Source organism: Nonomuraea sp. NEAU-A123 (assembly GCF_018603905.1).
Taxonomy (GTDB): domain Bacteria; phylum Actinomycetota; class Actinomycetes; order Streptosporangiales; family Streptosporangiaceae; genus Nonomuraea.
The window spans coordinates 112,094-133,415 of record NZ_JAHFZZ010000003.1; the positions used below are offsets into that span (position 1 = coordinate 112,094).

Here is a 21,322-nt window from a genome sequence, read left to right on the forward strand (position 1 = left end):
AGACTAGGCGGCCACGCGCTGGCGCGGAATGTACTCGTTCTCGAGGTCCGCGGCGTAGACGGCGCGGCAGCAGTGCGCGCACCGGTACATGATCGGGCCCTCGTCGAGCTCGTTGTCACACCGCGGGCAAAGGGTGGTGGTCTTCATGGTGATCCCCCCAAGGAGTTCGTGTCTCTATGAAAGCCTCATCGGATTGCAGTGGCCCTGCATCTCGCTTGACAGGATGCCGGTGCGTTGATGGGCGATCTGTGTCGTCGTGCACACCAGCTGCGGTAATTCGCAGCACTCCGTGCCGAGGAGAACATTGTTACGCCGCGCTCCACGCGGCGAGGCGGAAGCCGCGAGAACCCCCCGGGAATAGCCCATGCGGGCTAGGTGTTGTATGGGCCGGAACGTGTGATACGTTGCCAGCGGCGTTGAGCTTCTTCTTGCTCCGCCACTTCCCCCCACGCCCCGCCCGGTTTCTCGGGCCAGGCTCATTCTTCACTCGCCGGCTTTTTCGGCGTTGCCCTCGAGGAGGGTTCACCATGTCTGTTCAAACCATTCCCAAACCGCGCGCCGCCGCTCCCACTCGGCAGGTCACCGGCCTGCTCGACATCCGGGAGAAAGGCGCCTTCATCCGCGCGGGGCACCTGCCCGGCCCGGATGACACCCGCTTGCCGCCCGACCGGGTCAAGCAGCTCGGCCTGCGCCCCGGCGACCACGTCGTCGCCACCGTCGCGGGTGGCAAGCTGATCGAGATCGAGTCCGTCAACGGCCTCGCCGACTGGCGGCACCGTCCGCACTTCGCCGACCTGACGCCGATCCATCCCACCGAACGCCTGCGCATCGAGACGGAGTCGCTCAGCACTCGCGTCATCGACCTGTTCGCGCCCATCGGCAAGGGCCAGCGCGGGCTCATCGTGGCCCCGCCCAAGGCCGGCAAGACCATGGTCATGCAGGCGCTCGCGGCGGCCATCGCGCGCAACCACCCGGAGACGCACCTCATGGTCGTGCTCGTCGGGGAGCGCCCCGAAGAGGTCACGGAGATGCGCGCCTCCATCCAGGGCGAGGTCTTCTACTCGACCTTCGACCATCCCGACCGCGACCACGCCGCGGTCGCCGAGCTGGCCATCGAGCGCGCCAAGCGCCTCGTGGAGAACGGCCAGGACGTCGTGCTGATGCTCGACTCGCTGACCCGGCTCGGCCGCGCGTACAACAACCTGGCCCCCAGCGGTGGCCGCATTCTCACCGGTGGCATCGACGCCACTGCTCTCTATCCCCCGAAGCGCTTCTTCGGCTCCGCGCGCAACGTGGAGGGCGGCGGCTCCCTGACGATCCTGGCCACCGTGCTGGTGGACACCGGGTCGCGCATGGACAACAGCCTGTACGAGGAGTTCAAGGGCACCGGGAACATGGAGCTGCACCTGGCCCGTGACCTGGCCGAACGCCGCCTCTTCCCAGCCGTGGACCTGGGCATATCCGGGACCCGCCGCGAGGAGATCCTGCTACCGGCCGGTGAGCGGCAGGTGGTCTGGAAGCTCCGCCGGATGCTCACCGCACTGGACCGGCAGCAGGGACTGGAACTGCTGGTCGGCAAGCTCCGCGAGACACCGTCCAACGCGGCCTTCCTGCTCCAGGCCAGCGCCTGACCCTGCGCGCTGTGCCCTGCGCCCTGTGTCGGATCTGGCCTCTATCGCCCGACACACGCTCTTGTACGACACACACACATTCGGGCGTGACTCCACCGCCCACCTCTCCTTTGACGGCCCGTCCTACCGGTGGCGCGTCAAGTGCCCGGCGGCCGTGAGAATGGGCGCATGCTGGCTGACATCGTCGAATACCTGGCCTGCCCGGTCTGCACCCACGAAGTGTGGTTGGCGGGTGACACGCTGCGCTGCGCCGAGGGCCACGCGTTCGACGTGGCCAAGCAGGGCTACGTGAGCCTGCTGGTCGGGTCGCGGACGCCGGGGACGGCTGACAGCGCGGCGATGGTGGCGGCACGGGCCGAGTTCCTGGGGGCCGGACACTACGCTCCGCTCGCCGACGCTCTCGCCGAGAGTGTGCGATTGCGGATACAGAGCGCCAATGGCCGGGAAGGCGACGCTTTCCGTAGGGATAGGTTCTCAGCACTGCCGGACGCGGCGGCCGAGAAGGCGTACCGTAGTGCCGCAGTGGCTCGTGAGGCGGGGGCGGCGCGGCAGGAGGCCGGTCACGCCGAGGAGCCGGTGATCGTTGATGCCGGAGCCGGGACCGGTTACTACCTGGCGACGGTGCTGAGAGCGGTGGACCGTGGCATCGGGATGGCATTCGACGTGTCCAAACACGCTGTGCGGCGTGCGGCTCGGGCGCACCCGAGGGTGGGGGCCTTCGTGGCCGATGTGTGGCGGCCGTTGCCCATCAGGGATGGGGTGGCCGACATAGTGATCGACGTGTTCGCGCCCCGGAACGCCCCCGAATTCCGCCGCATTCTGCGGCCCGGTGGCGTGGTGGTCGTCGTGACGCCCGCCCAGGCGCATCTGAGCCCGCTCGTTCAGGAGCTGGGGCTGCTCTCTGTTGACGAGGAGAAGGAACGTCGGCTGGCCAGGAGCCTGGAGGGGTTCGAGGAGGCCGACCGGCGGACGGTCGAGTTCGACCTGGAACTGGATCCCGGCGAGGTCGCCGGGGTGGTGGGGATGGGGCCGAGCGCGTGGCACACTGAGGCGACCGAGCTGACGAAGCGGATTTCGAGCTATGTGTCTCGGGAAACCGCGAAAAAGCGGGAAAAAGTGGTGGCTAGGGCTGCGTTCCAACTGTCTATCTTCGAGGCGTCACCACGATCAAGGGCTGTTCCTTGACGGACATCTGGGACTCGTGTTAAGGATGGGGCATTTAGTCCGAAATTCCCCCACATTCTCGAAGTATTTCCGCGAGACAGGCGCAATACTGGACGGCAACCCACGCCCGGAGGCGGGGTGAGAGAGGGAGGGGGGCGCGCCGGATGAAGGCCGAGGAACGCTGGCAGGCCAGGTTCCGGGCGTCACGCATGACGTTGCCGTCCTGGGCGCGGCTGGCCCCGAGCCGCTCCATCTATCGCTCCAACGCCAGCGGCACCTGGGAGGTCTACGCCTGGGACCGCGCCAGCGGCGCCACCCGCCAGGTGACCGACAGGCCGAAGGGCACCGCCCACGCCGCCATCGATCCCACCGGCCAATGGATTTACTGGTTCGCCGACACCGAGGGCGACGAGTTCGGCCTGTGGTGGCGCCAGCCGTTCACCGGCGGCCCCGACGAGCCGGTCGCCCACGACCTCGGCCCCGGCCAGCCGGGCGGGATCGCCCTGTCCACGGCGGGCGTCGCCGCGATCAGCCTGGCCAGCGAGGGTTCGTTCAGGATCCATCTGGTACGGCCCGGCGAGCCGTCCCGCCTGCTCTACGAGCACGCCGAGGCGGCCTGGGTCGCCGACATGTCCCTCGACGGCGCACTTATCGCGATAAATCATGCGGAGTACGGCGACTTCCGTCACCCGGCGCTCCGCGTCGTCCGCTCCAACGGCGAGACGGTCGGCGAGCTCTACGACGGCCCCGACAAGGGCGTGATCGGCCTCAGGTTCGCCCCGGTGCCGGGCGACCGCCGCATGCTCGCCCTGCACGAGCGCCGCCAGCGTCAGGAGCCCCTGGTCTGGGACCCGGTGACCGGCGAGCAGCGCGAGATCTGGATGAAGGACTCCGGCGAGCTGACCGCCGACTGGTACGACGACGGCCGCGGCCTGCTGATCACCCGCGACAATCGCGCCCGCAGCTACCTGCACCGCTACGACCTCGCGGGCGGCGGCCTGACCCTGCTCGAGACGCCGCACGGCGTGATCGACGAGGCGGGCCCGCGCCCCGGCGGCAACGTCGAATACTCGTGGTCCAGCGCCTCCCGTCCACCGGTGATCCGCTCCAGCAACGGCCAGGTCGTGCTCAACCCCAGCGGCCCCTCGGCGCCGCCGAGCGTCCCGGTCGAGGACCTCGACGTGCCCGGTCCCGGCGGCAGGATCCACGCGCTGGTCTCCCGGCCCGAGATCGGGGCAGCGCCCTACCCCACCGTTTTCCTGCTGCACGGCGGCCCGACGACGCACGACCGCGACGCCTTCTCCCCCGAGGTCGCGGCCTGGGTGGACGCCGGCTTCGCGGTGGTGCGGGTGAACTACCGAGGTTCGACCGGCTACGGCTCGGCCTGGCGCGACGCGCTCCACAGCGATGTCGGCCACATCGAGCTGGCCGACGTCGCCGCCGTACGCGAGCACGTCGTCGAGCGCGGCATCGCCGACCCCACCAGGATGCTGCTGGCGGGCACCGCCTGGGGCGGCTACCTCACGCTGCTCGGCCTCGGCACCCAGCCCGAGCTGTGGACGGCCGGCATCGCGGCGGTGCCGATCGCCTGCCACCAGACCTCCTACGAGGACGAGGCCGAGAGCCTGCGCGCCTACCACCGCGCGCTGCTGGGCGGCTCGCCCGACGAGCAGCCCGAGCGCTACGCCGCCAGCTCTCCCATCACCTACGTGGACCGGGTGGAGAGCCCGGTGCTGATCCTGGCCGGCGAGAACGACAACCGGTGCCCGCTGCGGCAGATAGCGAAGTACGTGGCGAAACTGGCCGAGCATGGCCGGGAGCACGAGGTGTACGCCTATGACGCGATCCGCGGCTCCTTGGTCATGTCCGAACGGATCGCGCAAATAGCCCTACAGCTTGAATTCGCCCGCAAGCACGTAAACCCAGTCTGATAATCGACTATTAGCAAAGTCGCGCCGTCAACCGGGCGTGGAATGTCGTGAAACAGGATCAGCGGGCCCGGAGGACCACGATCGCCAGGTCGTCCGCGCTCGGCTCCGTGGCGAAGTCGGCGGCCCCCCTGCGGATCCGCTCCGCCACCGCGCGGGCCGACAGCCCGGCGCACTCGGCGAGCAGCTTGGCCAGACCGCCGTCGTCGTCGAGCAGCCGCCCGCCCGAGCGCCGCTCCGTCACCCCGTCGGTGACCGCCAGCAGCACGTCACCGTGGTCGAGATGCAGCGTGTCGGCTTCGAACATCACCTCATGGAAGACGCCGAGCAGCGACTGCGGGGTCGTCACCGTCTCGACCGCACCGCTCGGCTTGAGGCGCAGCGCCTCCGGATGACCGGCCGACACGAGGCGTACCTCCAAGCCGGTCTCCACCGGCGTGATGTCGCCGTGCAGCAGGGTGAGGAACCTGGCCCGTTCGCCCTCCTCCAAGATCGCCTGGTTGAGGCGGCCGAGCACGGCCGCCACTCCGTAGCCCTCGCGGGCGAGCAGGCGCAGGGTGTGGCGGGCGAGGCCCGTCACGGCGGCGGCCTCCGGGCCGGTGCCGCACACGTCGCCGATCGCGAACCGCCACGAGTCGTCGCCGGCCTTGAACAGGTCGTAGAAGTCGCCGCCGACCTCGTTGGCCTCGCCGGCGGGCTCGTAGACGACGCCGTAGTCGAGGCCGGGCACCTCGGGCTCGTTCGGCGGGAGCAGGCTGCGCTGGAGCGCCCGGTTGGCCGCAGCCTGCTGCGCGTAGACGCGGGCGTTGTCGGTGGCCAGCGCCGCCCGCCGGCCGATGTCCTCGGCGAACTGGATGACCTCGTCGGTGAAGCGGTCGGGCCGGCCCAGGCACATCATCCCCAGACCCCGGCCGCGCGCGGTCAGGGGGACCGCGAGCACCTGCGAGTCGGCCAGGTGGAGGGTGGAGGTGACCCGGGCGTCGGCGATCATCGCGTCCATGTCGCCGAGCTGCTCGCGCAGCCCGTCGATCCTGGCCTCGTCGGCGTGCCAGAGGTAGACCAGCCGCAGCGGACCGACAGCGGTGTCAGAGGTGTAGACGGCGCACCAGCTCGCCAGCCGCGGCACCACGATCTGGGCGATGATGGCGGGCACCATGTCGGGGTCGAGAGTGCCCGCGAGCAGGTCACTCGCGTCGGCCAGGAACCCCAGCCAATGCGGCCCCCTGGCGCTCTCCTCCAGCCATTCGGATGCCACTCTGTCCGTTGAGCCAGGTAGCGTGAGTCTTGCCCAATGGACACGAGACTCGCCCGCGAAGGTGATCCCCCACTCCTCCACCCCCACAGACGGAGCCTTCGGGTCGCCCGGCGAGCTGCTCCGCTGTCTCAACTCAACCTGTACGGCATCGCCAAAATGCTTCCAGATGACTTCGAACGGCTCGTCTATCACCTGTTCGGCCAGGTCACCGGCTACCTGCTCGGCCACATGCAGCACGCTGCCGACTGCCCACGCGGTCATGACCTCACGTGTAAATCTCATCGCAGCCGTCACAGCGGTGTCGCCGGGCGCGAACGTGGCGGCCAACACCGCATGGGGAGTACCAGTCATCGCATCGTGCCTACCACAGTTCCTGCTGACTTGGGGTAAATCCAAGGACGGGACTACGAGCTACTCATCGTGACAGACTTGTATCACTCGCGGTGGCACCCCGGGAGTGAAGGAGGCCCCATGACAACGGCCAAGGCCGCATTGAGCTCTGAGGAGAGGACTTACACCGAGTCGGATCTCGTCCCGATCCTGGAGACCCTGTTCTCCTGGCGAGACGGTGATTTCCGGCGCCGGGTCCCACATGCCCCGGCCGGCATCCTCAGTGAGGTGCGGTTGCTGCTCAACGAAGTGGCCGACCGTCGCGAACACCTCGCCAACGAGTTGGTGCGCGTACGCAAGGAAGTTGTCAAGGAGGGCCGGTTCGGCGAGCGACTGACACCGGGACCGGGCGTCGGCGCCTGGGCGGAGAGCGTCGAGTCGGTCAACATGTTGATCGACGCCCTGGTGAGCCCGGTGAGCGGCGCGGCCGACGTGATCGACGCGGTGGCCAAGGGCGACCTGTCGCGGCGGATCGATCTCGACCGCTCGGCCCGCGGCGAGGTGCGCCGCCTGGGCAAGGCGATCAACGGCATGGTCGACCAGCTCGCGCTGTTCAACTCCGAGGTCACCCGAGTGGCCCGGGAGGCCGGCACCGAGGGCCGGCTGGGCGGCGGCGCCAACCTGCGCGGCATGTCCGGAAGCTGGCGCGACCTCACCGAGGCCGTCAACACGATGTCCTCCCGCGTGGCCGCGCAGGTGCGTGACATCGCGGTCGTGACCACCGCCGTGGCCAAGGGCGACCTGAGCCGCAAGGTGACGGTCGACGCCGTGGGCGAGATGTTCGAGCTGAAGAACACCGTCAACACGATGGTGGACCAGCTCTCCGGCTTCGCCGAGGAGGTCACCCGAGTCGCCCGCGAGGTCGGCACCGAAGGCCAGCTCGGCGGCCAGGCGCAGGTGACGGGCGTCTCCGGGGTCTGGAAGGACCTGACCGACAACGTCAACTTCATGGCCAACAACCTCACCAGCCAGGTACGCAGCATCGCGACCGTGGCGACGGCGGTGGCCCAGGGCAACCTGTCGAAGAAGATCACGGTCGACGCGGAGGGTGAGATCCTCCAGCTCAAGGACACCCTCAACACCATGGTCGACCAGCTCTCGTCCTTCGCCGACGAGGTGACCCGCGTGGCGCGCGAGGTCGGCACCGAGGGCAAGCTGGGCGGGCGCGCCGAGGTGAAGGGCGTGTCGGGGGTCTGGAAGGACCTCACCGACAACGTCAACTCCATGGCCAACAACCTCACCTATCAGGTACGCAACATCGCCCAGGTGACGACGGCCGTGGCCAACGGCGACCTCACCCGCAAGATCGACGTGGACGCCCAGGGCGAGATCCTTGAGCTCAAGTCCACCATGAACACGATGGTCGAGCAGCTCTCGTCGTTCGCCTCCGAGGTGACCCGGGTCGCCCGCGAGGTGGGCACCGAAGGCCAGCTCGGCGGCCAGGCGCAGGTGCGCGGCGTCTCCGGGGTCTGGAAGGACCTCACCGAGAACGTCAACTCCATGGCCAACAACCTGACCTCCCAGGTGCGGCAGATCGCGGCGGTCTCGTCCGCGGTGGCCCAGGGCAACCTGTCGAAGAAGATCACTGTTGACGCGCAGGGTGAGATCCTCCAGCTCAAGGACACCCTCAACACCATGGTCGACCAGCTCTCGTCCTTCGCCGACGAGGTGACACGAGTCGCCCGCGAGGTCGGCACGCAGGGCGAGCTCGGCGGCCAGGCGCGGGTGCAGGGCGTGTCAGGGGTCTGGAAGGACCTGACCGACAACGTCAACTTCATGGCCAACAACCTGACGTACCAGGTGCGCAACATCGCCGAGGTGACCACCGCGGTCGCCAACGGCGACCTCACCCGCAAGATCGACGTCGATGCCCAGGGCGAGATCCTGGCGCTCAAGACCACCATCAACCGGATGGTCGACCAGTTGTCGTCGTTCGCCTCCGAGGTGACCCGGGTCGCCCGCGAGGTGGGCTCGGAAGGCCGGCTGGGCGGCCAGGCGCGGGTCGAGGGTGTGGAGGGCACCTGGAAGCGGCTCACCGAGAGCGTCAACGAGCTGGCCGGCAACCTCACCACCCAGGTACGCGCGATCGCCACCGTGACCAGCGCCGTGGCCAGGGGCGACCTGACCCGCTCGATCGCCGTCGAGGCGCAGGGCGAGCTGGCGGAGCTGAAGGACAACATCAACTCGATGGTGGCCAACCTCCGCGAGACCACCCAGGCCAACCAGGAGCAGGACTGGCTCAAGTCCAACCTGGCCCGCATCTCCCGGCTCATGCAGGGCCACCGCGACCTGTTCGAGGTGGCCAAGCTGACGATGAGCGAGCTGACGCCGCTGGTGTCGGCCCGCTATGGCGCCTTCTACGGCGTCGATCCCGAGGGCGAGCACGAGCTGCTGCTGATCGGCGGCTACGGCGTACGCCCCGACCGCGGCCCGCGCCAGCGCTTCGCGGTCGGCGAGGGCATCGTCGGCCAGGCCGCGGCCCAGGGCCGGCACATCGTCCTCGACGACGTGCCGCCGCGCTTCATCACCATCGACAGCGGCCTCAGCCAGTCGACGCCGGCGCAGATCGTCGTACTCCCGATCCTGTTCGAGAACCGCGTCCTGGGCGTGCTGGAGCTGGCCTCCTTCACCCCGTTCGGCGAGGTGCATCTCGACTTCCTGACCCAGCTCGTCGAGACCATCGGCGTCACGATGAACACCATCATCGCCAACTCGCGCACCGAGGACCTGCTGACGGAGTCGCAGCGACTCACCCGCGAGCTGCAGGAACGCTCTGACGAGCTGCAGCGCCAGCAGGAGGAGCTGCGCAGGTCCAACGCGGAGCTGGAGGACAAGGCGGCGCTGCTGGCCAAGCAGAACCGCGCCATCGAGATCCAGAACTTCCAGATCGAGCAGGCCCGCCGCACGCTGGAGGAGCGCGCCGAGCAGTTGGCCGTGTCCTCGCGCTACAAGTCCGAGTTCCTCGCGAACATGTCCCACGAGCTGCGCACGCCGCTCAACAGTCTGCTCGTGCTGGCCAAGCTGCTGACCGAGAACGCCGAGGGCAACCTGACCTCGCAGCAGGTCGAGTTCGCCAGGACGATCCACGGCGCGGGGTCGGCGCTGCTCCAGCTGATCAACGACATGCTCGACCTGTCCAAGGTCGAGGCGGGCCGGATGGACATCCATCCGATCCAGGTGTCGCTGCCGAAGATGGTCGATCTCCTGGAGGCGGCGTTCGCGCCGCTCGCCCAGGACAAGGGGCTGGCCTTCGCCGTCGAGGTGGACAGCGAGGTGCCCCAGGAGCTGCGCGCCGACGAGCAGCGGCTGCAGCAGGTGCTGCGCAACCTGCTGTCCAACGCGGTGAAGTTCACGCCGAAGGGCGAGGTGAAGCTGCGGGTCACGCCGGTGCCCGCCGGGGTCGAGTTCGACGACGACACCCTGCACGGCGCCCGCGACCTGCTGGCCTTCCAGGTGATCGACACCGGCATCGGCATCGCGCCCGACAAGCGCGAGGTCATCTTCGAGGCGTTCCGGCAGGCCGACGGCACCACCAGCCGCAAGTACGGCGGCACCGGGCTGGGCCTGTCGATCTGCCGCAAGATCGCCTTGCTGCTCGGCGGTGAGATCCACGTCGACAGCGAGCTGGGCAAGGGGAGCACGTTCACCCTCTACCTGCCGGCCTCCTACACGGGCCCGCTGGCGGAGGTCGAGAGCGGCATCGAGCGCAGGCAACTGCTCTCCGTGCCCATCGAGGAGCCGACGGCCTCGCTGCACGAGCCGCCGATCCCGCTCGACCTGCCGCTACCCGAACTGATCGAGCCGCCCGCCGAGACCAGCCAGTGGCACGGCGACGACCCGCTCAACGGCGCGAAGATCCTCATCGTCGACGACGACATCCGTAACGTGTTCGCCCTGACCAGCGTTCTCGAACGGCACGGCTCCACAGTCGTCTACGCTGAAAACGGCCGCGAAGGAATCGAGCAGCTCGAACGGAACGAGGACGTCGCTCTCGTGCTGATGGACATCATGATGCCGGAGATGGATGGCTGGGCCACCACCTCCGCCATCAGGCGCATGCCCCAGTTCGCCGATCTCCCGATCATCGCGCTGACCGCCAAGGTCATGCGGGGCGATCGCGAGAAGAGCATCGCCTCGGGTGCCTCCGACTACGTACCCAAGCCCGTCGACGTCGACCGGCTGCTCGAACGCCTGCGCGGCTGGCTCGGCCGAGGGCGATCCACTGGCGAGTCATCAGCCGAAGGGGCGTGATCGATGCCTGATCGTGCCAAGATCCTCCTGGTCGACGACCGCGAGGAGAATCTGATCGCCCTTGAGGCCATCCTCAGCTCGCTCGACCTGGTGCCCGTACGCGCCAGGTCCGGCGAGGAGGCGCTCAAGGCGCTGCTCAACACCGAGTTCGCGCTCATCCTGCTCGACGTGCGGATGCCGGGCATGGACGGGTTCGAGACCGCCGCCCACATCAAGCGGCGGGAGCGGACCAGGAACATCCCGATCATCTTCCTCACGGTGGTCGACAGCGCGCCCGACTACGCCTTCCGCGGCTACGCGGCGGGCGCCGTCGACTATCTGACCAAGCCGTTCGACCCGTGGGTGCTGCGGGCCAAGGTGTCGGTCTTCAGCGAGCTGTACAACATGAACAAGCGGCTGGCCGAGCAGGCGTCGATGCTGCGCGAGCGGCTGACCGCCGAGCTGCCGCCGGGCGCGGGCGACCAGTCGGCGATCCTGCCCGAGTTGTCCCGGCGGCTGACGGCGGCGGAGGACGAGCTGGCCAGGGTACGGGAGCTGGCGCGCAAGTCGCAGGACCCGGGGGTGGCGGCCCCGCTCTCCGACCTCGCCGACCGACTCGCCCACCTCCGCGCCGGCTTCGACGCCCTGTCGTGAAGCCCGCTCCACAGGTTGTGGATAAGAGAGCGCTCCGGATGCCGAGCCCGTCGCCGAGGCGCGCCACCGGAGCGTGAGGCCGGGTTGTCGTCGACACGAAAGCGCTGAGGCCGAGCATTAGAGACGCGCGCCGCCACCCGAACGGGAGCCCTGTGGCCGGGCGTTAGAGGCGCACGGGCGCTGTGCCGTCCGTACGAGGCGCTGGGGCCGGTACAGCAGTCCCACCCCGGCCCGGCCGGCTGCGGCGCGTCAGGCTAGGGCCTGGCCGCGCCTGGCTAGTGCCTGGCGCGCTCCAACGCGTCCCAGAAGCCGCGGCGCAGCGCGTGGCGTACCTCGTCGTGCAGCAGGAAGTCGATCGGCAACGACGAGCCCTGCAGCAGGCGGGCCTCCAGGTCGGAGGGCATCCGTGGCTTGCGCGCCAGCACGGCCTCCAGCCACAGGGCCGGAGCGTCGCGGGCCACGGACTCGCCGAAGTCGTGCCCTTCCCGATGGGCGGACTTGACGGCGTCGGACAGCGTGGTGGCCCCGGCCGTGGCGGCCGAGGGCTGCTGGGAGACCGGCGCGGGCTGCGGGCCGGTGTAGGCGCCGAGCTGCGAAGGCTGGTAGGTGCCGTTGGACGGCGAGTTGAACTGCCCGGTCGTCGGCGCCTGCGACTGCTGCGGGATCGGCCCGGTCACCGGGGCGCCCGACGGCGGGTCGGGCTGGTAGTCGGAGTAGCTGGGCAGCGACGGCGGCTGCGATTGGCCGCGACCCGCCGACGGCATCATGCCGTTGGCACCGGACTGACCTTGGCGCCCCGAGTTGGCGGAGTGGTTGCCCCCGCTCGACTGCGCGGGCGGCAGCTCCCGCTGCGCGTGGCCGCCGTGGCCGTTGCTGACCGACTGGTGGTGGCCGTTGGTCACCTCGATGGCGCCGGTCACCAGGTTGACGTAGGGGCGCAGGTGTACGCCGCCCAGCTCGATGAGGTCGTCGCTCTCCTGCGTGAGCGAGCGGGAGACGGCCCAGCCGCCGTCGGTCGCGATGTGCACGACGGTCACCCTGATGCCGAGGTCCTGCGCGTCGCAGACCACCTGGGCCAGGTCCTCGTCACCGCTGACCACGACGGCGTCGCAGATGGCGCTGTTGCGGGCGAGCGTCATCAGGTCGCGGTGAACCTGGGCGTCCACGCCTTCGCGCCGTCCTGGACGGATACGCGAAAGGCGGAGCTTGAGACCGGGGATGTCGGCGAGCACGTCGTGCTCTGGAGTGCGGCGGCCTTCGACGGTCGCCTCGTACCAGTAGCACCGCAGCAACGGCAGCCCGGTGCGTTCGCGCGAGAGGCTTGACATGAGCTGCAACAGCCCTGGATAGTCCCAGGCCACGGCTTCACGATGGCGGGTCCCATGCACGGCCATCGCGCCGTCGGCCAGCAGATAGCCAGCGTCCACGAACAGCGCGCAGCGATCCACTGACACGGCCCCTTTCCTGGTGGTCCGACCTAGCAGACTCGTGCACCGTCAGAGCCGGACGCGGCGGCCCTGTCTCAGGGTAATGAAAGCAGGTGATCGCGCGAGGGTTAATCCCGACGATTCGCCCCTGCCCCGACCATACGCCGGTGCATTCGGGCTGACCGTACCAATATGTCGGACTTTGGTCACCATCGGGCACGAACGCACACAGCGGCGATCGCGAACAGCACCACATCCTCCCGCGTAGCGATCGCCAGCGCCGGGTCATTGCCGAGTTCGGCACCGAAAGTATCGACGTCGACACCGAACGTCATTCCTTTGGCACCGTTGGACGAGCTGTCGAAGACATTACTCGCATCACGATCGCCCCCCAGGGGAGTGAGCGGCCCGGAGCCCAGCGAGAGCCGATCACCATCGAGATCGGCATCGCCTTCCCAGGTCACCATCTCGATCCACGCGGGCGACCCCCTGCGGACCGATCGACCCACCGGGATCCGCACAGCCGACCTCGCGGGGCCCGGTCCGCCCTGACGGATCCGCGCAGCCGACCCCGTGGAAACCGGCCCGCCCTGACGGATCCGCGCGGCGGATTCCGTGGGAACCCGCCCGCCCTGAGAGATTCGGGCGGGCGGGTCCGCGGAGACGAGGCCGCCCAGTGGGATCCGCACCTGATCTGTCTCGCCGCCGACGACGGTCGCTGTGTCGAGTACGACGGCGTGGCTGTACGGTCCGGCGGGGTCGGTCACGATCATCACCAGGCTCCATCCGGCGTGCCGCGCGGCCCCCTCCTCCATCGGGAGGTCGGCCGCCCACAACTTGCCGTCCCGCCGGGCGCTCCCGACCAGCCCGGTCACGTCGGCGAACGCCTGGTAGGCGGGCCCTGAGGGCAGCTCGCGGACCGTCACCTGCTCGGGCCTGACCGACAGATAACGCCGACGACCCGGCGGTCGCAGGCTGATCGGCCCCGCGCTCTCCCCACCGGCCGACCAGTAGAGACCTGCCCACACGACCCGCCCGCCCGGGGGCCGCCGCAGCGTGGCGCCGCTGGAGGCGTACGTTTCCGCGACCCTGTCCTCGTCGACGGCGTCCATGGACCACAACTCATCGTCGCGCCCATCGCCCTGCCGCTGCGCGACCTCCGCACAGCCGTCGCCCTCCGCCGGGCAGCTCAGCAGCGAGTTGCCGATCGCCCTGACCGTCACCTTGCCGTCGGCGGCGAACCTGGCGGACGCGCCCACCTGCCGTACCCCGGCCGCGGAGCGCGCCCCCACCCGCAGGGACCCGGCCGCGATCCGAACGGCGGGCCCGGCCCCCTGAGGCGCTTGGGCGGCCACGTGGACGCGCAGGAAGACCGCGGTTTTGCGAGCCGCCTTAAGCGGCCCCCTGACACACGTAGCACCCCGCCTGGCCGGACGGCAGGTCCAGCCGTCCCCGGTCCCAACGGGCGTAACCACGGCGACACCGCGACCGTGGCCACGTGTCGACACACTGCCCGCCCGTTCCAATGCGACGCCCGCAGCGACACCACGGCCGTGCGTGCCCGACGGCATGACACCCGCGGCCACACCCCCGCCGTAGCCGCGCGACCGTTCCAGCGCGGTGCCCCCGGCGTGGCGTCCTGAGGGGATCAGCGTTACGCCCGTGGGCAGGTCTACGGCGGCCTCTATTTCGCTGGTTGGGGCGTTGCCGGAGTTGCGGAGGCGCATCGCGATGATGCCGGGCTGGGCGCGGACCAGTGCGCCGAGCGCGCCGATCGTGGCGTGTAGGCGGGGTCCGTGCGGTCTCGTTCCCGGGGGCGCCGGGCGTTCGGGGGCCAGCCGTGTGGGTTCTTCGAGCGGCCGTACAAGTGGCGGTCCGGCTGAGGCGACGGGCTTGGCGACCGGACTTCTCACCGGCTCCTCGGCCGTGAGCAGCGTGAACACAGCAGCGGCCGCCACGGCGGCGGCGGTGCCGCTGGCGACCGCTGCCTGCGCGTATGTGGGCACCCGCCGGACCCAGCCGAGCACATGTCTCGACGCCCGCCCGGCCCCACCGACCACGCGCTCGGAGACCCGCCCGACCCGACCGACCACGTTCCCGGAGACCCGCCCGGCCCAAGCAACCACTCTCCTGGACGCCCGCCCGGCCCCACCGACCACGTACTTAGGCCCGCGCCCGATCCCACCGAGCACATGCCAGACCCAACCGAGTGGCGACCGCCAGATCCAGCCCAGCCCGTGCGGGGGGTCGTCCGAACCGCGGTTCGCAGCCCTCGTCTTGGCCAGTGCCGTCGCGTACCCGGCGAAAACCGGGCCGGCGATCATCGGGCCGATGATGACGCGCAGCCCCCGGTTGACGTCGGTCAGTTCCAGCAGGACGGCGCGGCATTCGGGGCAGCCGCTCACGTGCTCGTCCACCGCCTTGGAAACGCGCCTGGCCAGCCCGCCCTTGACGTAGCGGCTCATCGTGCCGAGCACCGGCCGGCACGCGTGGCGGGTCGGTGCGGTCAGGCGGATCTGCAGGTACGCCTGGCGCAGGCCCGCGAGGGCGCGGCGGGTGAGTTCGGTCACACCCTTGGCCGGCAGGCCGAGCAGGGGGGCCACGTCGGCGGGTGGCAGGTGCTCGACCTCGGTGTGCCAGAGCACCGCCCGCCATCGCTCGGGCAGCGACAGGAACGCCTTGGCGATCAGCGACTGCTCCAGGCCGACGAGGGCCGGGTCGACGAAGGGCACATCGGGATCGAACCGGTCGCTCTCGCCCGCGGGCACCGGGCCGCTCGCCACCCGCGTCCGGTCATAGACGGTGCGCCGCACGACGGTCAGCAGGTAGGTCCGGAACCCGGCCTGGGGGCCGCCGCCGCGGCCGACGAGGTCGAGGATCTTGGTGAACGACTCGGCGACCACGTCCTCGATCTCGGCCTCGCCCTTGACGAGTTGGCGGGCCAGGGAGCGCGCGGCGGCCACGTGGCGCTCGTGGAGTTCGTGATAGGCGGTGGCGTCGCCGGCTCTGACCGCGTGAAGAAGATCCGCATCGCTCTGCGGCGACGGCGATTCACCACTCATTGTCACCTCGCGATTACTTAAGACTGCCTCCCCGAGCATTCCGCAGCCGCCGTCATGGTTAAACCGAAGGGTCGCCTTTACCTTCCGACCGCATCGGGTCTCACCCCGGTCAGGACCCTAAGCTGGGTGCCATGACAGATCGCGACAACCTGCTGGCCGAGATCAAGAAGAAGGCCGTCGTGCACGGCAAGGTCGTGCTCTCCTCGGGCCAGGAGGCCGACTTCTACCTCGACCTGCGCCGGATCACGCTCGACGGCGTGGCCGCGCCCCTGGTCGGCAGGGTGATGCTCGACCTGACCAAGGATTTGGAGTTCGACGCCGTGGGCGGGCTGACGCTGGGCGCCGACCCCGTGGCGAGCGCGATGATGCACGCGGCCGCGGCGCAGGGGCGGCTGCTCGACGCGTTCGTGGTGCGCAAGGCGCAGAAGGCGCACGGCATGCAGCGCAGGATCGAGGGTCCAGAGGTTAAGGGCCGCCGGGTGCTCGCCGTCGAGGACACCTCCACGACCGGCGCCTCCCCGTTGACGGCCGTCGAGGCGCTGCGTGAGGCGGGCGCCGAGGTGGTCGCGGTGGCGACGATCGTCGAGCGGGGCGCGGCGCCCCGGATGGCCGAGGAGGGGCTCGACTACCGCTCCGCGTTCACGCTCCAGGACCTCGGACTGTGAACGCCTCCCGCGCGCCGGCCTTGCCCCGCGTGCGGGCCTTGCCGTTCTCGGTCACCTGGACCGTGGCCGCGTCGGTGAGCACCACGTCGAGTTCCGGCTCGAAGTAGCTGACCTCCTCGCCCCTGCTCATGTCGCGATATTGCAGCACGTCGCCGCCTGGTACGCGCACCGTGACGAGGGGGCAGGTGTCGGCCACGCACTCGATGCGGACAGTCGGCACCTGGGCGCTGGCCTGCGGCTGGGCGGCGACTTTCGCGCGCTCGGGCTGCTGCTGTCGCGTGTCGAGCGAGGTGAGCAGCGCGCGACCGCCGATGACCAAGAGCGTCACCACGGCCACCGCCGCCAGGACGGCGAGCGCGAGGCGGGCGAGGCCCATCGGATCTGACCTGTGGCGTCCCACAAGGGGGAGCGTACTCGTAGGCCGGGGACGATCTCGATCATTGGTGCTTACCGGTAGGAATTACCCCACGCGGTGGTGCTTACCATTGGGCTCCGGCACCTGCTTGGCGGCCCTGCGGGTCTTGATCACCTCGACGATGATCGGGATCAGCGAGATGAAGATGATGAGGAAGACGCCGGGCAGGATGTACTTGTCGATCTTGGTGGGATCGACCTGGCTGCCGAGAAAGTGGCCGATCAGCAGCATGCTCTCGACCCACACCAGGCCGCCGATGGCGTTCCACAGGAAGAACGTACGGGCCGGCATCTCCAGGACGCCGGCGACCGGGTTCATGAACGTGCGGACGATCGGCACGAAGCGGGCGATAATCACCGCTCTGGCCGGGCCGAACTTCAGGAAGAAGTGCTCGGCCTTCTCCACATATTCTCTCTTGAACAGCCGCGAGTCCGGTTTGTCGAACAACCTCCTGCCGACCTTGACTCCGATGAGGTGCCCGAGCTGGGCGCCCGCCACCGCACACAGCGGTGTGGCGATCAGCAGCACGGGGAAGGACAGCGGCTCGATGCCGATCCCCTTCGCCGCGGCGGCGGAGCTGAAGATGCCCGCGGCGACGAGCAGCGAGTCACCGGGCAGGAAGAACCCGACGAGCAGGCCGGTCTCGGCGAAGATGATCGCCAGAACGCCGACGGTCGCGAAGGCGCCGAGCATCGTCAGCCACCACGTCGGGTCCAGGAGGTTGGAAAGCCAGTCCACGAGGCGAGCCTACCCGGCATGAACGCCCTTGGCCGCCGCGCGTTGTCTCTACCACGCGGGGTAGCGGACCGGGATACTGGCTGCGCGAAGCCGTACTTCTCAGGGAGATGAAGCATGCCTATAGCAACCCCAGAGGTCTATGCCGAGATGCTCGACCGCGCGAAGGCGGGCGGATTCGCCTACCCGGCGATCAACGTGACCTCTTCCCAGACGCTCAACGCCGCGCTGCGCGGGTTCGCCGAAGCCGGGAGCGATGGCATCGTCCAGGTGTCGACCGGCGGGGCGGAGTTCCTGTCCGGCGCCACGGTCAAGGACATGGTGACAGGCGCGACGGCGCTGGCCGAGTACGCCAGGGTGGTCGCCGCCAAATACCCGGTGACGGTCGCGCTGCACACCGACCACTGCCCCAAGGACAAGCTCGACGGCTTCATGCGGCCGTTGATCGACATCTCGCTGGAGCGCGTGGCCAAGGGCCTCGACCCGCTCTTCCAGTCGCACATGTGGGACGGCTCGGCCGTACCCCTGGAGGAGAACCTGGAGATCGCCAAGGAGCTCCTCGACAAGTGCCACCGCGCCAACATCATCATGGAGATGGAGATCGGCGTGGTCGGCGGCGAGGAGGACGGCGTCGTCGGCGAGATGAACGAGAAGCTCTACACCACGCCCGAGGACGCGCTGGCCACGGCCGAGGCCGTGGGGCTCGGCGAGAAGGGCCGCTTCCTGCTGGCCGCCACGTTCGGCAACGTGCACGGGGTCTACAAGCCGGGCCACGTCAAGCTGCGGCCCAGCGTGCTGAAGGACATTCAGGACGCCGTCGGCGGCAAGTACGGCAAGGACAAACCGTTCGACCTGGTCTTCCACGGCGGTTCCGGATCGGCGATGGAGGAGATCCACGAGGCGATCTCCTACGGCGTGGTCAAGATGAACGTCGACACCGACACCCAGTACGCCTTCACCAGGCCGATCGCCGATCACATGTTCCGCAACTACGACGGCGTGCTCAAGGTCGACGGCGACGTCGGCAGCAAGAAGGCGTACGACCCGCGCGCCTACGGCAAGTCGGCCGAGGCCGGGATGGCGGCCCGCGTCGTCGAGGCGTGTGAGCACCTCAAATCAGCTGGGACCAAGATCTCCTAGCCACGTCGGCGGCTCGGCGGGTATGACTTGTCCTATGGATAACCTTCTCGCCGGGCCGCCCCCGACTCAACTGCCGGACCTGCCCGAGGCCAGGGAGGCGCTCGAAGCCGGCGCCAAGGCCGCCGATGTGGCAGCCCGTTTCCCCGCCTACCCGGGGGCCTGGGCCACGCTCGCGGAGGAGTACTTCGCGCAGGGCCACGCCGTCACCTCCTACGCTTTCGCGCGCACCGGCTATCACCGCGGGCTCGACCAACTCCGCCGTAGCGGCTGGAAGGGGCACGGTCCCATCCCTTGGGAGCACGAGCCGAACCGCGGCTTCCTGCGCTGCCTCTACTCACTCGCCAGAGCCGCTCAGGCGATCGGCGAGAAGGACGAGGCCGAGCGGTGCATGCAGTTCCTCAAGGACAGCAGTGAGGCGGCCTACGACGCGCTGACCAAGAACTAACACTTGGGACGAATAGGCAGACTCGGGTAGTCTCTCTACGCAAGAGCCCCTGTCGCACTTGCGCCAGGGGTTTCGTTTTGTGCTCAGGAGACTGAACCATGCCGGCTGTCGTTCTCGTTGGTGCCCAGTGGGGCGATGAGGGCAAGGGCAAGGCCACCGACCTGCTCGGTGGCGACGTCGATTACGTCGTCCGCTATCAGGGTGGCAACAACGCGGGTCACACCGTGGTCATCGGTGACCAGAAATACGCCCTGCACCTCTTGCCCACCGGAATCCTGTCACCGCACGTGGTGCCAGTGATCGGCAACGGCGTCGTCATCGACCCCGGAGTGCTGCTCAGCGAGATCGACGGGCTGGCCGCGCGGGACATCTCCGCCGAGCGCCTGCTGATCTCCGCCGACGCGCACCTGATCATGCCCCACCACAAAGCACTCGACAAGGTCACCGAGCGCTACCTGGGCAAGGCCAAGATCGGCACGACCGGCCGGGGCATCGGACCCGCCTACGGCGACAAGATCTACCGGATGGGCGTACGGGTCCAGGACCTGCTCGATCCCGGCATTCTGGCCAAGAAGATCGAGGTCGTGCTGACCGAGAAGAACCAGGTGCTCACCAAGGTCTACAACCGGCGCGGCATCGAGGCCGAGGCCGTCGTGGAGGAGTACCTGGGCTACGCCGAACGCCTCAAGCCGCACATCGCCGACACCTCTCTGGTGCTGAACCGGGCGCTGGACGAGGGCAAGTTCGTGCTGCTGGAGGGTGGTCAGGGCACGCTGCTCGACATCGACCACGGCACCTACCCGTTCGTCACCTCCTCGTCGCCGACCGCCGGGGGCGCCTGCGCCGGGTCCGGCATCCCGCCGATGCGGCTCACGAGGGTGATCGGCATCCTCAAGGCGTATACCACCCGCGTCGGCTCGGGCCCGTTCCCCACGGAGCTCGAGGACGAGATGGGCGAGTGGCTGCGCCAGACCGGCGGCGAGTACGGCGTGACGACCGGCCGCAACCGGCGCTGTGGCTGGTTCGACGCGGTCATCGCCCGCTACGCGACCCGGATCAACGGGGTCACCGACTTCTTCCTCACCAAGCTGGACGTACTGTCCGGGCTGGAGCGGATCCCGGTGTGCGTGGCCTACGACGTCGACGGCACGCGGCACGACGAGATCCCGATGACGCAGACGGACTTCCACCACGCCAAGCCGATCTACGAGGAGCTCCCCGGCTGGCAGGAGGACATCACCGGCGCCAAGACCTTCGACGACCTGCCGCCCAACGCGCAGTCGTACGTGCGGGCGCTGGAGGAGATGAGCGGTGCGCCGATCTCCGCGATCGGCGTCGGCCCCGGCCGCGACCAGACGCTGGTGATCCGCTCTCTCGTCTGACCCTCCCGGTTTCACGGGTACGGCCGGCACCGCGTCGCCGGCCGTACCCCGGCGCCAGAAAGCTCCCAGAAGCGTCAGGAAGCCGCCAGGACGGCGGCGGTCATCGGGGTGCGGGTCGTCCAGCCGATGGTCCGGTAGAGGGCCTGACCGGCGGGCGTGGCCACCAGGATGCCCGTCCTGGCGCCGCGAGAGGCGGCGATGTCGGCCAGGGCCGTCATGACCACGCGGCCCAGACCGCGACGCCGGTGCTCCGGCGCGGTCTCGACCTGATCCACGACCGCGGTACGGCCCGTGACGGCGATCTGCCCCCGGGCCGCGATCTCGCCCGCCGCCGTGAGCAGGCGGGCCACGGTCACGTCCGACCGGGTGGTGACGGCCAGCGTGTAGCCGTCGGGAGCCGTGGCCAGCCCCCGCGACAGCGGCCCCGTCATCATGAACTCCGGCTCGTCGATCGACCACGCCGGCGTGAGCCAGGGGACGACCGCCTCCGCCGGAGCGCAGAGCTTGAGCCAGGTGCCCGGCGTGCTGATCGTCTCGGCCAGCAGCCGCAGGTCGTCGGGGGTGGGCGCGGGCAGTACGTGGCGGGTGACGTGGCCGGGCCGGCCGACGTCCACTCGCAGGCCCCACGGCTCCCGTACGGGCAGCGGGGCGTTGCGCGAGACCACCCAGCCGTCGACCCAGGCCCGGACGATTTCCGGCCGGACCGTTTCGAGTGCCTCCATCATGAGCGCCAGCTTATTGCCACAGAGTCGCATTTATCGACCTAATAAATGGCGCGCGTGGTGCGGCGACCTGCGCT

General features: G+C 69.3%; 16 protein-coding genes. 9 read left to right on the forward strand and 7 right to left on the reverse strand.

Going from position 1 to position 21,322, the window contains the following annotated elements; all coding sequences use genetic code 11:
• Positions 1 to 3: 3 nt before the first annotated feature.
• Positions 4 to 147, reverse strand: coding sequence for a hypothetical protein (locus KLK06_RS08700; protein WP_214634839.1), 144 nt, complete (start codon positions 145 to 147; stop codon positions 4 to 6).
• A 380-nt stretch (positions 148 to 527) separates the two neighbouring features.
• Between KLK06_RS08700 and rho the strand changes: the two genes are divergently transcribed.
• The 3 genes from rho (at position 528) to KLK06_RS08715 (ending at position 4,726) form a co-directional block, all read left to right on the forward strand.
• Positions 528 to 1,631, forward strand: a complete 1,104-nt coding sequence (gene rho, locus KLK06_RS08705; RefSeq protein ID WP_308168166.1) for a transcription termination factor Rho — start codon at positions 528 to 530, stop codon at positions 1,629 to 1,631.
• 168 nt (positions 1,632 to 1,799) lie between these two features.
• Positions 1,800 to 2,816: a putative RNA methyltransferase gene (locus tag KLK06_RS08710; protein ID WP_250905147.1), complete on the forward strand. Its 1,017-nt coding sequence runs from the start codon at positions 1,800 to 1,802 to the stop codon at positions 2,814 to 2,816.
• Between the two features lie 143 nt (positions 2,817 to 2,959).
• Entirely contained in the window at positions 2,960 to 4,726 is a 1,767-nt protein-coding gene (locus tag KLK06_RS08715) for a prolyl oligopeptidase family serine peptidase (protein ID WP_214634841.1), read from the forward strand.
• A gap of 58 nt (positions 4,727 to 4,784) precedes the next feature.
• Here the strand turns inward: KLK06_RS08715 and KLK06_RS08720 are convergent, their stop codons facing one another.
• Positions 4,785 to 6,239 (reverse strand): PP2C family protein-serine/threonine phosphatase, encoded by a 1,455-nt coding sequence (locus tag KLK06_RS08720; protein ID WP_250905148.1) that lies wholly within the window; start codon positions 6,237 to 6,239, stop codon positions 4,785 to 4,787.
• A gap of 210 nt (positions 6,240 to 6,449) precedes the next feature.
• Here KLK06_RS08720 and KLK06_RS08725 point away from each other — a divergent pair, with 210 nt between their 5' ends.
• Positions 6,450 to 10,619 (forward strand): HAMP domain-containing protein, encoded by a 4,170-nt coding sequence (locus KLK06_RS08725; protein ID WP_214634842.1) that lies wholly within the window; start codon positions 6,450 to 6,452, stop codon positions 10,617 to 10,619.
• A 3-nt stretch (positions 10,620 to 10,622) separates the two neighbouring features.
• Positions 10,623 to 11,252, forward strand: coding sequence for a two-component system response regulator (locus tag KLK06_RS08730; RefSeq protein WP_214634843.1), 630 nt, complete (start codon positions 10,623 to 10,625; stop codon positions 11,250 to 11,252).
• A 275-nt stretch (positions 11,253 to 11,527) separates the two neighbouring features.
• Here KLK06_RS08730 and KLK06_RS08735 read toward each other — a convergent pair whose 3' ends face one another.
• Positions 11,528 to 12,700, reverse strand: coding sequence for an NYN domain-containing protein (locus KLK06_RS08735; protein WP_214635485.1), 1,173 nt, complete (start codon positions 12,698 to 12,700; stop codon positions 11,528 to 11,530).
• 185 nt (positions 12,701 to 12,885) lie between these two features.
• Positions 12,886 to 15,741 (reverse strand): sigma-70 family RNA polymerase sigma factor, encoded by a 2,856-nt coding sequence (locus tag KLK06_RS08740; protein ID WP_214634844.1) that lies wholly within the window; start codon positions 15,739 to 15,741, stop codon positions 12,886 to 12,888.
• 131 nt (positions 15,742 to 15,872) lie between these two features.
• On the opposite strand from KLK06_RS08740, the gene pyrE reads away from it, so the two are divergent.
• Positions 15,873 to 16,406: an orotate phosphoribosyltransferase gene (gene pyrE, locus KLK06_RS08745; protein ID WP_214634845.1), complete on the forward strand. Its 534-nt coding sequence runs from the start codon at positions 15,873 to 15,875 to the stop codon at positions 16,404 to 16,406.
• On the opposite strand, the gene KLK06_RS08750 is transcribed toward pyrE, so the two are convergent.
• Together KLK06_RS08750 and KLK06_RS08755 are read right to left on the reverse strand one after the other, a co-directional pair.
• On the reverse strand, positions 16,381 to 16,782 hold the full coding sequence (locus KLK06_RS08750; RefSeq protein ID WP_214634846.1) for a hypothetical protein: 402 nt from the start codon (positions 16,780 to 16,782) through the stop codon (positions 16,381 to 16,383). The two genes, pyrE and KLK06_RS08750, sit on opposite strands and share 26 nt — an antisense overlap.
• A gap of 84 nt (positions 16,783 to 16,866) precedes the next feature.
• Positions 16,867 to 17,559, reverse strand: coding sequence for a DedA family protein (locus KLK06_RS08755; protein ID WP_308168167.1), 693 nt, complete (start codon positions 17,557 to 17,559; stop codon positions 16,867 to 16,869).
• Positions 17,560 to 17,673: 114 nt separating this feature from the next.
• Between KLK06_RS08755 and fbaA the strand changes: the two genes are divergently transcribed.
• The 3 genes from fbaA (at position 17,674) to KLK06_RS08770 (ending at position 20,523) form a co-directional block, all read left to right on the forward strand.
• Positions 17,674 to 18,696 carry a class II fructose-bisphosphate aldolase gene (gene fbaA / locus KLK06_RS08760; protein ID WP_214634847.1) on the forward strand — a complete coding sequence of 341 codons (1,023 nt, stop codon included), beginning with the start codon at positions 17,674 to 17,676 and terminating at the stop codon, positions 18,694 to 18,696.
• A gap of 34 nt (positions 18,697 to 18,730) precedes the next feature.
• Positions 18,731 to 19,141, forward strand: a complete 411-nt coding sequence (locus KLK06_RS08765) for a DUF3151 domain-containing protein (protein ID WP_214634848.1) — start codon at positions 18,731 to 18,733, stop codon at positions 19,139 to 19,141.
• A gap of 98 nt (positions 19,142 to 19,239) precedes the next feature.
• Positions 19,240 to 20,523 (forward strand): adenylosuccinate synthase, encoded by a 1,284-nt coding sequence (locus KLK06_RS08770; protein WP_214634849.1) that lies wholly within the window; start codon positions 19,240 to 19,242, stop codon positions 20,521 to 20,523.
• 74 nt (positions 20,524 to 20,597) lie between these two features.
• Here the strand turns inward: KLK06_RS08770 and KLK06_RS08775 are convergent, their stop codons facing one another.
• Complete coding sequence (locus KLK06_RS08775; protein WP_250905149.1) at positions 20,598 to 21,248, reverse strand: GNAT family N-acetyltransferase; 651 nt, start codon at positions 21,246 to 21,248, stop codon at positions 20,598 to 20,600.
• Positions 21,249 to 21,322 lie beyond the last annotated feature (74 nt).

Coding starts and splice junctions, on each gene's coding strand:
- KLK06_RS08765 (WP_214634848.1), top strand. CDS start 18,731: ATGGATAACCTTCTCGCCGGGCCGCCCCCGACTCAACTGCCGGACCTG.
- KLK06_RS08730 (WP_214634843.1), top strand. CDS start 10,623: ATGCCTGATCGTGCCAAGATCCTCCTGGTCGACGACCGCGAGGAGAAT.
- rho (WP_308168166.1), top strand. CDS start 528: ATGTCTGTTCAAACCATTCCCAAACCGCGCGCCGCCGCTCCCACTCGG.
- KLK06_RS08770 (WP_214634849.1), top strand. CDS start 19,240: ATGCCGGCTGTCGTTCTCGTTGGTGCCCAGTGGGGCGATGAGGGCAAG.
- KLK06_RS08710 (WP_250905147.1), top strand. CDS start 1,800: ATGCTGGCTGACATCGTCGAATACCTGGCCTGCCCGGTCTGCACCCAC.
- pyrE (WP_214634845.1), top strand. CDS start 15,873: ATGACAGATCGCGACAACCTGCTGGCCGAGATCAAGAAGAAGGCCGTC.
- KLK06_RS08720 (WP_250905148.1), bottom strand. CDS start 6,239: ATGACCGCGTGGGCAGTCGGCAGCGTGCTGCATGTGGCCGAGCAGGTA.
- KLK06_RS08750 (WP_214634846.1), bottom strand. CDS start 16,782: ATGGGCCTCGCCCGCCTCGCGCTCGCCGTCCTGGCGGCGGTGGCCGTG.
- KLK06_RS08715 (WP_214634841.1), top strand. CDS start 2,960: ATGAAGGCCGAGGAACGCTGGCAGGCCAGGTTCCGGGCGTCACGCATG.
- KLK06_RS08740 (WP_214634844.1), bottom strand. CDS start 15,741: ATGAGTGGTGAATCGCCGTCGCCGCAGAGCGATGCGGATCTTCTTCAC.
- KLK06_RS08775 (WP_250905149.1), bottom strand. CDS start 21,248: ATGATGGAGGCACTCGAAACGGTCCGGCCGGAAATCGTCCGGGCCTGG.
- KLK06_RS08725 (WP_214634842.1), top strand. CDS start 6,450: ATGACAACGGCCAAGGCCGCATTGAGCTCTGAGGAGAGGACTTACACC.
- fbaA (WP_214634847.1), top strand. CDS start 17,674: ATGCCTATAGCAACCCCAGAGGTCTATGCCGAGATGCTCGACCGCGCG.
- KLK06_RS08700 (WP_214634839.1), bottom strand. CDS start 147: ATGAAGACCACCACCCTTTGCCCGCGGTGTGACAACGAGCTCGACGAG.